This is a genomic window from Yoonia sp., assembly GCF_017854565.1.
Lineage (GTDB): Bacteria > Pseudomonadota > Alphaproteobacteria > Rhodobacterales > Rhodobacteraceae > Yoonia.
In genome coordinates this window covers 51,934-65,890 of record NZ_JAFMHJ010000017.1, presented here as the reverse complement: position 1 = coordinate 65,890, position 13,957 = coordinate 51,934, and the positions used below count along the sequence as shown (strand labels likewise).

15 protein-coding genes, 1 tRNA gene and 1 pseudogene are annotated in these 13,957 nt (G+C 59.4%); 4 read left to right on the top strand and 13 right to left on the bottom strand.

Going from position 1 to position 13,957, the window contains the following annotated elements:
• Nucleotides 1-86: 86 nt before the first annotated feature.
• The 8 genes and pseudogenes from QZ196_RS09160 to QZ196_RS09125 all read right to left on the bottom strand — a co-directional run.
• Nucleotides 87-263 (bottom strand): annotated as a pseudogene (locus tag QZ196_RS09160) (transposase domain-containing protein); the annotation flags it as partial.
• Nucleotides 264-532: 269 nt separating this feature from the next.
• Nucleotides 533-608 (bottom strand) — tRNA-Thr (locus tag QZ196_RS09155).
• A 144-nt stretch (nucleotides 609-752) separates the two neighbouring features.
• Nucleotides 753-1,022, bottom strand: coding sequence for a 30S ribosomal protein S15 (gene rpsO / locus QZ196_RS09150; RefSeq protein WP_296425702.1), 270 nt, complete (start codon nucleotides 1,020-1,022; stop codon nucleotides 753-755).
• Between the two features lie 132 nt (nucleotides 1,023-1,154).
• Nucleotides 1,155-2,003 carry a calcium-binding protein gene (locus QZ196_RS09145; protein ID WP_296425696.1) on the bottom strand — a complete coding sequence of 283 codons (849 nt, stop codon included), beginning with the start codon at nucleotides 2,001-2,003 and terminating at the stop codon, nucleotides 1,155-1,157.
• Nucleotides 2,004-2,099: 96 nt separating this feature from the next.
• Nucleotides 2,100-2,837: an alpha/beta hydrolase gene (locus tag QZ196_RS09140; protein WP_296425694.1), complete on the bottom strand. Its 738-nt coding sequence runs from the start codon at nucleotides 2,835-2,837 to the stop codon at nucleotides 2,100-2,102.
• Nucleotides 2,838-2,948: 111 nt separating this feature from the next.
• Entirely contained in the window at nucleotides 2,949-3,461 is a 513-nt protein-coding gene (locus tag QZ196_RS09135; protein WP_296425692.1) for a DUF1643 domain-containing protein, read from the bottom strand.
• 32 nt (nucleotides 3,462-3,493) lie between these two features.
• Nucleotides 3,494-4,411: a tRNA pseudouridine(55) synthase TruB gene (truB, locus tag QZ196_RS09130; protein WP_296425690.1), complete on the bottom strand. Its 918-nt coding sequence runs from the start codon at nucleotides 4,409-4,411 to the stop codon at nucleotides 3,494-3,496.
• A 212-nt stretch (nucleotides 4,412-4,623) separates the two neighbouring features.
• A complete protein-coding gene (locus QZ196_RS09125) occupies nucleotides 4,624-5,808 on the bottom strand; it encodes a phytanoyl-CoA dioxygenase family protein (RefSeq protein WP_296425688.1) in 1,185 nt (394 codons plus the stop codon).
• A 79-nt stretch (nucleotides 5,809-5,887) separates the two neighbouring features.
• On the opposite strand from QZ196_RS09125, the gene QZ196_RS09120 reads away from it, so the two are divergent.
• Nucleotides 5,888-6,922, top strand: a complete 1,035-nt coding sequence (locus QZ196_RS09120) for a LacI family DNA-binding transcriptional regulator (protein ID WP_296425686.1) — start codon at nucleotides 5,888-5,890, stop codon at nucleotides 6,920-6,922.
• A gap of 26 nt (nucleotides 6,923-6,948) precedes the next feature.
• On the opposite strand, the gene recQ is transcribed toward QZ196_RS09120, so the two are convergent.
• Both recQ and QZ196_RS09110 read right to left on the bottom strand, forming a co-directional pair.
• Nucleotides 6,949-8,985, bottom strand: a complete 2,037-nt coding sequence (recQ, locus tag QZ196_RS09115; RefSeq protein WP_296425684.1) for a DNA helicase RecQ — start codon at nucleotides 8,983-8,985, stop codon at nucleotides 6,949-6,951.
• A 150-nt stretch (nucleotides 8,986-9,135) separates the two neighbouring features.
• Entirely contained in the window at nucleotides 9,136-9,468 is a 333-nt protein-coding gene (locus tag QZ196_RS09110; RefSeq protein ID WP_296425682.1) for a hypothetical protein, read from the bottom strand.
• Nucleotides 9,469-9,913: 445 nt separating this feature from the next.
• On the opposite strand from QZ196_RS09110, the gene QZ196_RS09105 reads away from it, so the two are divergent.
• From QZ196_RS09105 to QZ196_RS09095, 3 genes are read left to right on the top strand one after another with little or no spacing between them, the layout of a single operon-like run.
• Entirely contained in the window at nucleotides 9,914-10,558 is a 645-nt protein-coding gene (locus tag QZ196_RS09105) for a histidine phosphatase family protein (RefSeq protein ID WP_296425681.1), read from the top strand.
• 10 nt (nucleotides 10,559-10,568) lie between these two features.
• On the top strand, nucleotides 10,569-11,171 hold the full coding sequence (locus QZ196_RS09100) for a glutathione S-transferase family protein (protein WP_296425679.1): 603 nt from the start codon (nucleotides 10,569-10,571) through the stop codon (nucleotides 11,169-11,171).
• Nucleotides 11,171-12,220: a saccharopine dehydrogenase gene (locus tag QZ196_RS09095; protein ID WP_296425678.1), complete on the top strand. Its 1,050-nt coding sequence runs from the start codon at nucleotides 11,171-11,173 to the stop codon at nucleotides 12,218-12,220. The genes QZ196_RS09100 and QZ196_RS09095 overlap by 1 nt, the downstream gene beginning before the upstream one ends.
• Nucleotides 12,221-12,253: 33 nt before the next feature.
• Here the strand turns inward: QZ196_RS09095 and QZ196_RS09090 are convergent, their stop codons facing one another.
• The 3 genes from QZ196_RS09090 to QZ196_RS09080 form a co-directional block, all read right to left on the bottom strand.
• Nucleotides 12,254-12,580, bottom strand: a complete 327-nt coding sequence (locus QZ196_RS09090) for a DUF3775 domain-containing protein (protein WP_296425700.1) — start codon at nucleotides 12,578-12,580, stop codon at nucleotides 12,254-12,256.
• A 62-nt stretch (nucleotides 12,581-12,642) separates the two neighbouring features.
• A complete protein-coding gene (locus QZ196_RS09085; protein ID WP_296425677.1) occupies nucleotides 12,643-13,380 on the bottom strand; it encodes an SDR family NAD(P)-dependent oxidoreductase in 738 nt (245 codons plus the stop codon).
• A gap of 1 nt (nucleotide 13,381) precedes the next feature.
• Complete coding sequence (locus tag QZ196_RS09080; protein WP_296425676.1) at nucleotides 13,382-13,954, bottom strand: DUF3833 domain-containing protein; 573 nt, start codon at nucleotides 13,952-13,954, stop codon at nucleotides 13,382-13,384.
• Nucleotides 13,955-13,957: the final 3 nt, after the last annotated feature.

Below are 13,957 nucleotides of genomic sequence, written 5' to 3'. Positions count from 1 at the left end.
CGCCACGATACGCCGCCCTTCAAATCACGCCATCACCCAAATTCCCGCATAGCTCGACAATGTGATCTTGAGGCGTGCGGCCAGTGTCATGCGGCAATCCTCCCCATTTCTGTTGCTGTCTTCCAGTTCCAGGGCAGCAATTCCTGAACGCGTGACACCGGCATGTCCGGCAGCCGCGCCAAAACATCGGCCGTCCACGCCTGCGGGTCAATATCGTTCGTCTTTGCCGTGACGATGAGGGTATACATAAAGGCCGCCCTATCCCTCGCAGGCAATCTGGGCGGCGCCAGCGAAAGCCATGCCGTAAATTTTATATGTGATTTTGCGACGGGCGAACCAGTGCGGGCGATTGTTCAAGATGGTGAGCGCTTCACACATGGGGCAGATGAAATCGCGAAAACGTTATGGACACGCGTTACGCCAGACTCTTCCAAGACCCCACCTAGCTCGATCCTCAAGGGGGATAACTGGGGGTTATGATTGCTACAATTAGGCATAAAACTGTTTTAATCAATAATTTAGCAGATTTAAATGGTGCCCCAAGACGGACTCGAACCGCCGACCTACTATTTACGAAACAGTTGCTCTACCATCTGAGCTATTGGGGCCTGTGGGCGACCGTTTAATCGGTCATGGGGTGCAGTGCAAGCCGGGATCGCGCCGACCTGCCACTACCAAGAACGCCCACCAAACTGGCAGGCGTTCTTTACGTTCGCAAGCTGCCGGGCGATGCAACACCGCCGCAACTTGGATTAGCGGCGCAGACCCAGGCGTTGGATCAGGCTCTGATAACGGGCCTCTTCCTTGGCGCGGGTATAGTCCAGCAATTTCCGGCGCAGGGCGACCATTTTCAAAAGGCCACGGCGACCGTGGTTGTCTTTTTTGTGGGTCTTGAAATGCTCTGTCAGGGTCGCGATCCGGGATGACAGGATTGCAACCTGCACTTCGGGCGAACCGGTGTCGCCTTCTTTGGTTGCAAACTCTTTCATCACGCGTGCTTTTTCTTCAGCAGTAATCGACATCGGGGTCTCCTTATCTAAGGGGTGAATGGCGCAGGCCGGGATGTCGTCCAGCAAGGCCCGTGGAGGGTCCGCACGGTGGAATCCCGTTCGGATGGCTGCATCTAAGAGGAATTGCGCAAAAAGGAAAGCCTTTTATGCCGCGATCAGCGCCACCGCGGCCATGTCGAGGTCGGTCAGGTTCACAAAGGTCGCCACCGCTTCTCCATCCGCCAGCAACACCAGCCCCCCGTCAGAAAGCGCCGTTGACAGGACCGGCGCGGTCCCTTCATAGGCGATTTCGATAATATCAGCCGTTGGGTCAAAATCCGCGACAATGACGCCAATGCCAGTTTCCAGCGCAAAGGTATCCGCGCCGGTTCCGCCATGCAGATAGTCGCCTGCGCCGCCCATCAGCACGTCATCCCCAGCCCCACCATTCAGAAAATCACGGATGCTGTCGCCCCGGTCATACAGCGCGTCGTTCCCCGCGCCCCCATGCAGCACATCAGCGCCCGGACCACCCACCAGCACATCATCGCCCAGCGATCCCAGCAGGGCATCGTCACCCGCCCCGCCCATCAGCACATCATTCCCGCTGCCGCCGTTCAACATATCATTCCCGTCGCCCCCGGTAATAATGTCGTCGCCAACATGCCCGTTCAGCGCGTCATCGCCTGCACCGCCGTCAAGAACGTCATCACCGCGCCCACCGTGCAATTCATCATTGCCCGCGCCGCCGACAAGGTGGTCATTCCCGTCTTCGCCGTCAATATGGTCGTTGCCCGCGCCAGTCTGGACCACATCATCGGCCCCGCCCGCAAAGATCACAGTATCATCGTCGCTCAGGTCAAGCAGCTCATCCAGTGGCATCACTTCGACCCCGGAGGTTTCCGGCTCATCTCTCAGGGCGTCTGCCTCACTGTCCTGGGTTTCCCCGAATTCGGTGCCGGTCAACACGATCGCGGATAACGCGATGCCCATAAGTCCTAGAATCGCCAACATGACAGACACCCGCCGCAACAAAAGCCGCCCCCGACCTTCCAAGGTATCTGACTAACACAAAAGGCGTCGCATCCGGGCCGCAAAGTGACCCAATGGTTAACGCTCTCGAAAGAACGGCACGAAGGTGTCGCAGACTGACTGTGGGTTTTCTTCCATGGTAAAGTGACCCGATGCGCAGGCGCTATCGGTCATATGATCTGCCCGTGGTTGCCACATCGCGGCAGGATCACCGGTTTGTGCCGGAAAACCGCTTTTGGCCCATAGGAAATGCAACGGTGCGCTGATCGTGCGCCGCGCCGCACGGTCGGCTTCATCTAGTGCTTTGTCAAACGTGGCCCCGGCGCGGTAATCGGCGCACATGGCATGCAGATGCGCCGGATCAGCCGCCTGCGCCCGGTAACTGGCAAGCGCGGCATCTGAAAAGACGCTCAGCGATTTGCCCAGAGTCCATGCGGTCAACGTCCAATCAATATACCCGGCCGGGTCCGCCCCGATCATCCGTTCCGGCAAGGGGGCCGGTTGGGCTAAAAAGGTCCAGTGATACGCCTTCATGGCTAGGTTGGCGTCCCAAACGGCCCAGAAATCGCCGGTTGGTACGATCTCGATAATCCCACGCTTTACCACACGATCAGGGTGGTAAAGCGCCGCCCGATAGGCCACCCGCCCGCCGCGATCATGGCCCAGAACATGGGCTTGCGCGATGCCAAGTGCATCCATCAGCGCCACGATATCGGCCGCCATCTGGCGTTTGGAATAGGTGGTGTGATCTGCGTTATCGGCAGGTGCGTCGCTGTCGCCATAGCCGCGCAGATCGGGGCAACCTGTTCCCAGCAATGATGGTTTTGCGGGTACCGTGCAGCAGGATCAACGGTGTCCCCTGACCCGTGCGATGCACCGAAAGGCGCACGTCGCCGCATTGCACGTATGATTGGGTAAAGCGGGGGATCATGGCATGCTCCAAAGGGTCGGTTTCCGGGCATAACTGATGTAAAGCGGGTGCGTGGGGTGGCCGTCTTTGGTCAGGCCAAGCGTCAACAGGGGTTTACCGATGCCACCCAGAAGCCGGGCCATGGTGACACCCCGATCAAGATGCGCGCCATGGGTGCCCCATGCGGCAATGATCTGGTCCGCCCATGCGGCGCCATCGCGGATCATCTCGTCGTTATCCGGTCCGATCGGATCGACAGCCTTGCGCATCATCTGCGGATCGGTGTCGCGCCATGCAAAAATATTGGTGACCTGAAATGCCCCAAATCCCAACGCACGTGCGCGCCGCTCGCAACGCTCAACCGTCGGGTCGTTCTGCACTTCTGTGGCCTTGGATGGGTTCAGCATCACGAATAACACACGCGTGCCAGCCGTGTCCCAAGTCCGTGTCAACGCATAGCGGTAGCGTTCGCAATCTGAATAAACCGCCGTCGAAGGCGCATCGTCCTTGATATGTGTCCGCGTGATCATCGTGTGACGGTAGCCAGAACGTAAGGTGGATTTCAATCCACCTTCGCGGCGACAAACACCCGCGTCGGGTGCAATTCACCGCCGCGATAACTTCCGACGGCAATTGCCTTGCCATCGTAAGACGCCCAAACCTCTTCGCCATACTCGACATCTGACGCAATCACCGACGCGGGATTGCCGTTGCGCAGCCGGGCGACGCTTTCCGCAAGACAACGCACCTGCGGCAGATCGGCAAGCCCCACTTCAAGCGGCTGGATATACGCATCCAATTCCGGTGTCCTGGCCAGTGCTACGACTTGCTCCAGTGTCACGCCATCCTCGGCCTGAAACGGGCCAGACCAAATCCGGCGCAACGATACGACATGCCCGAAACAGCCCAATACGGCACCCAGATCACGGGCGATCGACCGGACATAACCACCTTTGCCACAGGTCATTTCCAGCACCACATGATCCGCATCGGGCCGGTCGACCAAAACCAGTTCGTCAACCCAAAGAGGGCGCGCGGCAAGCTCCATTTCTTCGCCGTCGCGGGCCTTTTTATAGGCGCGCTGACCGTCCACCTTTACGGCGGAAAATTGCGGCGGGACCTGCATGATGTCCCCGATAAAGGCACCCAGCGCGTCCTTGATCTCCGCGTCATCGGGGCGCAGATCGCTTTGCGCAATCACCTCGCCCTCGGCATCGTCGGTATTGGTCGCCTGACCCAGACGCATGGTAAAGACATAGGCCTTCAGCGCATCAGTGATATACGGAACGGTCTTGGTCGCTTCGCCCAGCGCGATGGCCAGAACACCCGTCGCCTCCGGGTCCAATGTCCCCGCATGGCCGGCTTTTTTGGCATCCAGCGCCCATTTGACCTTGTTGACAACAGCGGTCGACGTCAACCCGGCGGGTTTGTCCACCACCAGCCACCCCGAAATATCGCGCCCTTTGCGTGTGCGTGCCATTGCCTTGCCCCTTGTCAGAATTGCCGCTTGCTAGTGGCATGTGGGCGGGGGGTCAAGCGTGCGCAAAAACTTGGGCCTCGACGGTCGCACCCGGTCAGGCCCGCACAACCGCCTGACGCCCATTGCCACGCAGGACCCCGCAGCGGCCAATGCCCGCTTTGCGACTTTCGACGCCCTGGGCAATCACGCTGATTGCGCCGATGAACTGCTACTCACGCTCTTTGATTTGCAGCCATCTGATCAAGCTGATCTACGAAGGCTTGGTCCGTCATACCCGCCGCAATTGCCCGCGCAAAGAACGCTTGCTGGGTTTCCGGCGCGAGACCTGCTTTGGGTGGGTCACGGTCCAGATTGGTTGGAAAGGAATACCCCTCTGCCGTCGCCGCAATCGACGCGGTCAACTCAGCCCCGCTCAACGTGCTGCTCTGATGGGATCGCACGGCATGCGGGTACAAAAGCTTGCACATCTTCTGTCGATCTACCGTCTCCATCGCGCGTCCGATTGCCGAAGACACCTGCAACAAATTTGCCATGCGATGAATATCGCCGCTCGTGTTTGCGCCCGCAGCATGAAACAGCCCCGGATTGAAGAAAAGAGCGTCCCCTTTGGCCAGCGGCAGCTGGATATGACGCTCTTCGAACAGGGCGCGAAAATCGTCACGTCGCCACGCGGCATACCCCGCACGGTACTGCTGCGAGAAAGGCAGCAGCTTGGTCGGCCCGCTCTCGATCGGCATATCGCAATGTGCGACGGCACCCTGCAGCGTCAGGGCCGGGGACAGGTCATGTACATGTGCCGGATAGTCGGCACTGACCTTTGCCGTTTGAAAACCAAGATGGTAATCCCTGTGCGCTTGTTGCGCCGCACCGCCCGGATGAACCAGATTGATCTGCGCCGTCATTTGATAGTTGGGCCCCAACCATGCTTCGCACGCTGCTGCGATGGACGTATTCGCGAAATATCGCAGGAACACATCTGGCGCTGCCTCGCAAAGTTTTTGCAGTGAATTCCAAATCCGGTCGTTGGAACCTGACGCCGCGAAATGGTCACCGCCGCCGCCGCTTGCCAGTTTCTTCTCGGTGGCGATGATGGTCTCGTAAACCGATGTCGCCTCGTCCAGTACGCGGGTGTCCGCATAGGCCCCACGCAGGACCAGAACACCTGCACCGTTCATCAGCACACCTGCCCATTCGGCCATGATTTCACGCCGCATCGTTGTGTCGTCCAGCGACGCCCGCAGCAGCGACATGTCGTAAATCGGTGTGTTCTTTTGAATGTCACTGGCGTGCGGGACCGTGGCAGGATCGACCGTTTGCGCAATCAACTTTGCAAATGCGCTCAGGTCGCAGGCGTCGGGGTGAAAATATCCGACTTTGGTTTCGATGTGGTCTTTCATGGCCGATCTCCTGTTGTTGCCCATACCCTGCTGCAATTCTGGCTTGATCGGATCACCAAAATACATCAAAAACACATCAATGACACATCGTTTCCCACTCAAAGAAATCGCCCGGCAATCGGGTCTCAGCACCGCAACTGTTGACCGTGCGATCAACAATCGTCCCCATGTCAGCCCCCAAACCAAGGCCAGGATCGCGGCTGCGGTTTCTGAACTTGCAGGACAGGAGGCCCAGCTTGCTGCGCGTGGGCGGCGCATGTTCTTTGATTTCGTGGTAGAGGCACCCGCGCGTTTCAGCGCAGAGGTCAGGCAGGCTGCCGAATGGGTGGTGCCGCGGATCGGGGTTGCCGTTTGCCGCCCGCGTTTCGTGATGCACGAAAACATGAGCGAGGCGGAAGTCGTGCAAACCCTCGCGCGTATCGCCAAGCGTGGAAGCCAAGGCGTGTGCCTCAAGTTGCGCGATGTCCCTGCGGTGCGCGCAGCTGTCGATAAATTGACCGCATCGGGCATCCCCGTCGTCACCCTTGTCACCGACCTGACAACACCCCGGCGCATCGCCTATGTCGGACTTGATAACCACAGCGCCGGCAGGACAGCCGCCTATCTGATCGCAAAAACCGTCGGCAATGTCTCTGGAACTGTCCTGACCTCAAGAAGCAATGACCAATTCCTGGGAGAAGAAGCGCGGGAAACCGCATTCACGACGACCCTGAAACGGCTGTGCCCAAGGTTGCGCATGGTCGATGCAAGCGGGGGAGGCGGGGCCCACTTCGAAAAAACCCAGCTTATGCAACGGGTCTTGGAAAATCTGGATCATGTGTGCGCGGTCTATTCCATGGGCGGCGGGAACCATACTATCCTGCGTATCCTTGAACAGAACAGGTTGCAGCCCGGTATCTACGTGGCCCACGATCTCGACAATGACAACAGGGCCCTGATCGACACAGGTCACCTCAGTTTTGTCTTGCACCATGACCTGCGCATTGATTTGGAAAATGTCTTTCACGCTTTCCTGTATCACCACAAGCTGACGTCAGACCCTTTGATAGCTGCTATTTCCAACGTTCAGGTCATAACACCCGAGAATGTACCGGCTCAAAGTCGTCGCCAGTAGAAGATGACGCAGATTGAAACCGGACATCATCCCGCCTCCAATACCTCCAGAAACGCATCACCGAACCGCTCTGCGTACTTCTCTCCCATCACACGTGCCAGCTGATCGGCATCGGCGGATCGCATCTGCGCGACTTTGGCCAGCATCGACGCCGAACAGCTCATCGGTTTGTCGGCACCGTGCGGGCCACGCGATAGCGCGGCCTGTACCTCTAGCAGCCGGTCGTAGATAACGCCCTCGTCCCGGCCCGCCAGCTTGCGGCGCATCGGATGCACGTCATCCACCGCCCCCGCGATCACCTCGAGAAACGCACGCCCATAGCTTTCCAGCTTCTTGGCGCCCACGCCCCCAATGCCTGCCATCTGATCCAGCGTATTCGGCTTGCGCTCGGCCATTTCAATCAGGCTGCGGTCGTTGAAAATGATATAGGCGGGCACATTGGCCTGTTCGGCCAGATAGCGGCGCTTGGCCTTGAGCGCCGACAGCAGCGGCGCGTCTTCTTCACTGACCAGCATCCGCACCTTTGGCCCCGTACCCTTGGCCGCGCGAATGGTATCGCGGCGCAGCTCAATCGTTGCTTCACCGCGCAGGATAGGGCGGGCGTGGTCGGTCATACGCAACGCCCCATGCCGGTCCGGGTCAGGACGCATCAGGTCGTGCCCCATCATCTGCCGGAAAATCGCCTGCCACTGGCGTTTATCATAGTCATTGCCGACGCCAAACGTGGGCAGGCTGTCGTGGCCGCGCTGTTTCACCTTATCGGTCAGGTCGCCGCGCAGAATATCAATCAAATGCCCCGCGCCAAACCACTCCTCGGTCCGCAGCGCGGCGGACAACGCCATGCGCACGGCAGTCGTGCCATCAAAGATCTCGGCGGGTTTGTCGCACAGGTCACAGTTCCCACAGGGCCCGGACGCCTCACCGAAATAATCAAGCAGGTTCTGCCGGCGACAGCGCAACGCCTCGGCCAAGCCCAGCAGCGCATTCAGCCGCCCATGATCCGCCGCACGGCGTTCGGGCGGGGCCAGCCCTTCGTCGATCTGTTGCCGGCGATAGCGAATGTCATCTGGCCCAAACAGCGTCAGCGTTTCCGCCGGGGCGCCATCGCGGCCCGCACGGCCAATTTCCTGATAATATGATTCAATGCTCTTGGGCAAATCCGCATGCGCAACCCAGCGAATATCGGGTTTGTCGATGCCCATGCCAAAGGCCACGGTCGCGCAGACGATCAACCCATCCTCTTGCTGGAAACGCCGCTCAACAATGCGCCGGTCCTCGGCCTGCATCCCACCATGGTAGTGACACGACAGATGGCCCGCGTCCGACAGCGCCTTGGACAGCGTTTCTGTCTTGGCGCGGGTCCCGCAATAGACAATGCCGGACTGCCCCTTGCGGGTGCCGGCAAAGTTCAGGATCTGCGCGCGGGGACCATCCTTGACCGCAAAGGCAAGGTGGATATTGGGCCGGTCAAAGCCGTGCAAAAAGGTTGTTGGCGGCTGCCCGTCAAACAGCTTTTGCACGATCTCGGCGCGGGTTTCCGCATCTGCGGTGGCCGTAAACGCGGCCAGCGGCACGTTCAGCATTTGCCGCAATTCGCCAATGCGCAGGTAATCGGGGCGAAAATCATGGCCCCATTGGCTGACGCAATGCGCCTCGTCCACGGCAATCAGGCCGACACCCGCCCGGCGCAGCATCTGCATTGTTCCGCCTGCGGCCAACCGTTCCGGCGCCATATACAAAAGCTTCAGCGTGCCGGCCTCCAACGCGGCCCAGACCGCATCGGTTTCCTCGGGCGTATTGCCCGATGTCAGCGCACCCGCCTCGACCCCCGCCTCGCGCAGCCCGCGGACCTGATCGCGCATCAGGGCGATCAACGGCGATATCACCACAGTTACCCCGTCGCGCACCAGCGCCGGAAGCTGGAAGCAAAGCGATTTACCGCCCCCCGTCGGCATGATCGCCAGCGTATTATGGCCATCCACGACCGCCTCTACAATCTCTTGCTGGCCGGGGCGAAAGGCGTCAAAGCCAAAAACGTCACGTAGAAGCGCAGCAGCGGACATATGGGGGGACCTGTTGGTTTGTTGATTGATGCTCTTGCGCGGCACAGTCCCACGCCACGATTCCGTGTACAAGTAACCCCGCAGCGTCGGCATTAAAAAAGCCAGCCCCATTTGATGGGGCTGGCGTGTCAATGACCGAATAATGTCGGTTTAGCTGTCGATGTCGAACTGCTTGGTGGCAACAACCTGCCCGCCGATTTTTACCACGGCAATGACATCTTGCCTGACGGGCACGCCGGTATTGATGCGGACGTCGGGATTTGCGCCTGCATGCAGACGCTCAGACCCAAGCAACGCACCCATGACACCCGTGTGATACTCATAGATTTCGACGACGCCGTCACCATCTGCGGTGATCAGACCCAGTTCCAATGTGTCACTGGGGGCCAACTGTGGCCCGAATTCAAAATAGGTGTCGGCTGTTGCGAAGGAACCTGTTGCAGCAATCGCAGCGGCAACGAAGATCAGTGTTTTCATGGACATAATATGTACCTTTCGATGTTGATTTTTGGCGGATATGCCAAATCATGTGATGATCATCCGCCTTTGGACCGCGTCGGAAAAGGGTTCCCGCGATCACGAAATTAGTAAGGCCCGTGATCGCGCCGGGCACTTGACGCAGCGGTTTTTGCCGATTCGGCGGGTTTCCGTGCGGAACCGCACGGAAACAGTGCCCGATCTGTGCGTGGAATACCCCTCAACCGGCTTTTTGCGCAGGGCGCGCAGCTGTCCGATCACAGATTTCAACATCGCCAAATGATGTGAACGACAAAATATTTCAAAAGTTCACGCCCGCGTGATTGATCTGCGCTGAAACCTGACCTGCCAGCGGTCAGTCCGCACCCAAGCGCGGCTGACGCGCCACGTCGCGACCACCGTTGCCAAGGTTCTTTGGACCTCTTAAGCCTAGCCGGACAGGAGGGGCCAAATGGGTGAAATTATTCTGGTGCGGCACGGGCAGGCCAATTCGGGTGCCCGTGACGAGGAGAATTACGACAAATTGTCGGATCTGGGCCACCAGCAGGCGCGCTGGCTTGGCGACTATCTGGGTGATCGGGAACGCCCCTTCGACAAGGTGATCAGCGGCAGCTTGCGGCGGCACCGCGAAACAGCCGCAGGTATCGGTCACGCTGACGCCATCATTGATCCGCGCCTGAACGAGATGGACTATTTCAACCTTGGCCGCGCGCTCGAAGATATGCACGGCATCCCGTTTCCCGGCCCCGATGACTTTGCCGCCCACGTTCCGCAGGTGATGGAGGCATGGCACAGGGCCGAAATCATGGGTAACGAAACATTCGCCGCCTTCGAAGACCGCGTCACGACCGTGCTGCAAGAGGCCGCCAAACCCGGTGTCCGCATCCTGTGCGTCACGTCAGGCGGCGTTATCGGCATGATCATCCGGCACCTGCTCAACCTTGATCCGACGCGGATGGCGCATATTTTGCTACCGATCATGAACACATCGTTGCACCGGGTGCAGGTAATCCCACAGGGTCCCATCCTTGCCAGCTTCAACGCGACCCCGCATCTTGACTACGCTGACCGCACCTATGCGGTGACCCATTATTGAAAGCGCAACCATGCTCAGACTCCATTACGCCCCGCGCACGATTTCTGTCGCTGTCGCCATTGTTCTTGAAGAACTCGGTCTGGACTATACCCCTGTTTTAGTTGACTTTTCCAAGTCAGAACAGACGGGTGACACCTACCGGGCGGTAAATCCAAAAGGGCGGGTGCCCGCGCTTGAAACACCCAAGGGCGTCTTGACTGAAACAGGTGCCATTCTCGAATATATCGCGCCGGATCTGGTGCCCGCAGACCCATTCGAAGCCGCGAAAATGCGCGAACTGATGTGCTATCTGTCCAGCACGATGCATATAAACCACGCCCATGGGTATCGCGGCGGGCGCTGGGCGGACGACCCGCAAGCCATCGCCGAGATGAAGCGCAAAATGCCCGAAACCATGGCCGCCTCCTGCGCCTATGTGGCGCAGGCGCTGCCACTTTTGGCAGCCTCTGCCGACGGGAAAATCACGCTGGCAGAGGCTTGCCTTTACGTGGTCCTGACGTGGCTGCCGGGTGATGGGGTTGATATCGACGACTATCCCAACCTCTCGGCTTTTCAGCAGAAAATGGACGCCCGGCAATCCATCCGCACCGTCCGCGATATGGGGATGCTGTGATGGTGCATCTTTGGGTCCGCGCTGAAAGCCGCGCACACGAAGAACGCGTGGGCATCACCCCGCAAGGTGTCGCACAGCTGATCAACCAAGGCTTTGCCGTCACTGTCGAAGAAAGCCGCCAGCGGATCATCCCGATCACCGATTATGCGGCCCAGGGTGCCGCGATCGCGCCGGAATTCACCTGGCCCGAGGCACCCCGCGATGCGATCATCTTTGGCCTGAAGGAATTGCCCGAAGACGGCACGCCGCTGCCGCACCGTCACATCATGTTCGGGCACGCCTACAAGGGGCAACCTGCGGGCCGGGTGCTGCTGGACCGGTTCAAGGCCGGGGGTGGGGCGCTGTATGATCTGGAATATCTGACGCAGGCCGATGGGCGCCGGGTTGCCGCCTTTGGGTATTGGGCAGGCTACGCCGGGGCCGCTGTGGCGCTGATGTGCTGGATCGCGCAGCAACGTGGCGCGCTGGCCGGACCGGTGCAAGCCTACCCAAGTGCGACCGATATGCGTGCGGCACTGCAGCAGTCGCTGGCGGCATCGGGGGCCAAACGGCCAACGGCGCTGATCATCGGCGCGCTCGGGCGCGTCGGGACCGGGGCGGCGGATCTGTGTGCCGCGATGGGGGTGGCGACGACCAATTGGGACATGGCCGAAACCGCATCGGGTGGGCCTTTCGCGCAGGTCCTGGCGCATGATATCTTTCTCAACTGCATCCTTGCGCGGCCCGGCACGCCCGTCTTTGTGCCAGCCAGCGCCAAGACTGCCGCGCGTCATCTGTCGGTCATTGGCGATATTGCCTGCGATCCCGATAGCGACCTTTCCCCCATCAAGGTCTATGACAGGACCACGACATGGGACGCGCCCGCACTGCGGGTTTTTGACGATCCGGTGCTGGATGTGACGGCCATCGATAACCTGCCCTCAATGTTGCCAGCCGAAAGCAGCGCGGATTTCGCCGGGCAGTTGCTGCCGCATCTTATGACGCTTGGCGTGTCGGGTGATGGGGTCTGGGGCAGGGCGCGGGATTGTTTTGATAGGGCGGTGGATTAAAATCCACCCTACGGTCTGGCCCGTGTCGCGCACCTATGTCGGGCGGTACAGATCGTTTTCAACATCGCTGGAATCGACCCCCAAGGCTTCGAGCCCGCTTTCCAGATGATCCGCCAGATGCGGTGAACCTTTGAGGTATTTCGCCGTTGGCAGGGTCGCTTCCTCGGTGGCGACCTTGATGGCGGTTTCCAGATCATCGGCATCGAACGTCCCGCGCCCGATCCAGAAAATGGCAACAAGGCCGGCCTGTTCATCCTCGGCCAGCCGGTCCACGAAGCCATCAAATTCGTTCTCGGCGCGGTCCAGCTCGCGGGCAAGGATGATAACCTCGGCGACTTTTTCAGGGGAAATGGGTAGCATCATGTGGCCCTCCTGTGGTTACCTTGGGGCAGGTGACGCTCAAAGACATTGATCTGGCGCAATCACTTGGCGCCGAACAGCCGATAATACATCCAGTCGGGCATGAATTGCGACACGCGAAATACCCATGAAAACACCATGGGAAAGCTTTTCTTGAAGGCGCTGTCATTCATGTGTTCAAAGAATACGCGGGCTGCGGCTTCTGGTTCCATAATGAACGGCATGTTGAAATTATTCTTTTCCGTCAGGCGCGTTTTAATGAAACCCGGGTTGATCACCTGCACCTGAATGTTGGATTTGTGCAAGTCGGCCTGCATCGATTCTGCCAGCGCCATCAATCCTGCCTTGGATGCCGAATAGCCAATCGCCCCCGGCAGTCCGCGAAATCCCGACAGCGACCCGGTCAGCACGATGTGCCCTTCGCCGCGTGCGACCATATCGCCAATCACGGCCCCGACAACACGCGATCCACCTAGAAAATTCACCTCGCCCATCATGTCGGCTTTTTCGTTGTCCCATTCCGTCGCGGCCATGGGCCAGTACACGCCCGCCAGATAGACGACCCCGTCCAGCGCACCTGCCTGTTTCGCGGCGGCCTCGACCGCCGCGCGGTCCGTCACATCAACGGCAATATACGACGCCTTTCCAGGCAGTGCCGCAACCAGTTCTTTCAAACGTTCCTCGGACCGGGCAGAAACGATAACCTCGGCCCCGGCGCGGCTCAGACAGAATGCGACCTCGCGGCCCAAACCTTCGCTTGCACCGACCAGCCAGTACCGTTTTCCCTGCCATTCCCTCACATCATTCTCCTGCGTAAACGTCAGTGCGCGGGCGCATGGTCGCGACCAGCTCGGCTACTTTGATCCCGAATTTACGGAATTGGCTGCGGTTCATGATCGACCCGTTGGCCATCAAATACATCCAGTCCGTGGTGTCCAGCACATGGCCTCCGGCCTCTGGTGGTAATTTGATCCGGTAATTCAGCAGTACGGCTGACCCCTCTTGCCGACCAACGCCGGACCCGACAAGATCGGGGGCGTCGGCCTTGATCGCGCCTTCATTGCCCAGCGTCAGTGTCCAGACCCGTTCCTGCGTGGTACCGCTGTCGTACTGGAACGATTCCGTCATGGTGCCCACGTTGCCATCCCACGATGCGTCAAAGTCTGCGACAAAGCGTGATGTGACACGGCCGGTCGGCCCATAAATCACACCCTCGCAGATGATCGGCCCGTTGAACCGTTCGCGGATATTGAAAATCGGGCCGGCTGCATAGTCGGCAGGCTGTTGCGATCCAAACGACATGAACCGCCATTTCAGGACCAGCGCGACGTATGTCAGGGCTACACCTATCAGAACATAGATCAGAACTGACATCGT

Coding starts and splice junctions, on each gene's coding strand:
- rpsO (WP_296425702.1), bottom strand. CDS start 1,022: ATGTCGATTACTGCTGAAGAAAAAGCACGCGTGATGAAAGAGTTTGCA.
- QZ196_RS09145 (WP_296425696.1), bottom strand. CDS start 2,003: ATGTTGGCGATTCTAGGACTTATGGGCATCGCGTTATCCGCGATCGTG.
- QZ196_RS09135 (WP_296425692.1), bottom strand. CDS start 3,461: ATGATCACGCGGACACATATCAAGGACGATGCGCCTTCGACGGCGGTT.
- truB (WP_296425690.1), bottom strand. CDS start 4,411: ATGGCACGCACACGCAAAGGGCGCGATATTTCGGGGTGGCTGGTGGTG.
- QZ196_RS09125 (WP_296425688.1), bottom strand. CDS start 5,808: ATGAAAGACCACATCGAAACCAAAGTCGGATATTTTCACCCCGACGCC.
- QZ196_RS09120 (WP_296425686.1), top strand. CDS start 5,888: ATGACACATCGTTTCCCACTCAAAGAAATCGCCCGGCAATCGGGTCTC.
- recQ (WP_296425684.1), bottom strand. CDS start 8,985: ATGTCCGCTGCTGCGCTTCTACGTGACGTTTTTGGCTTTGACGCCTTT.
- QZ196_RS09110 (WP_296425682.1), bottom strand. CDS start 9,468: ATGTCCATGAAAACACTGATCTTCGTTGCCGCTGCGATTGCTGCAACA.
- QZ196_RS09105 (WP_296425681.1), top strand. CDS start 9,914: ATGGGTGAAATTATTCTGGTGCGGCACGGGCAGGCCAATTCGGGTGCC.
- QZ196_RS09100 (WP_296425679.1), top strand. CDS start 10,569: ATGCTCAGACTCCATTACGCCCCGCGCACGATTTCTGTCGCTGTCGCC.
- QZ196_RS09095 (WP_296425678.1), top strand. CDS start 11,171: ATGGTGCATCTTTGGGTCCGCGCTGAAAGCCGCGCACACGAAGAACGC.
- QZ196_RS09090 (WP_296425700.1), bottom strand. CDS start 12,580: ATGCTACCCATTTCCCCTGAAAAAGTCGCCGAGGTTATCATCCTTGCC.
- QZ196_RS09080 (WP_296425676.1), bottom strand. CDS start 13,954: ATGTCAGTTCTGATCTATGTTCTGATAGGTGTAGCCCTGACATACGTC.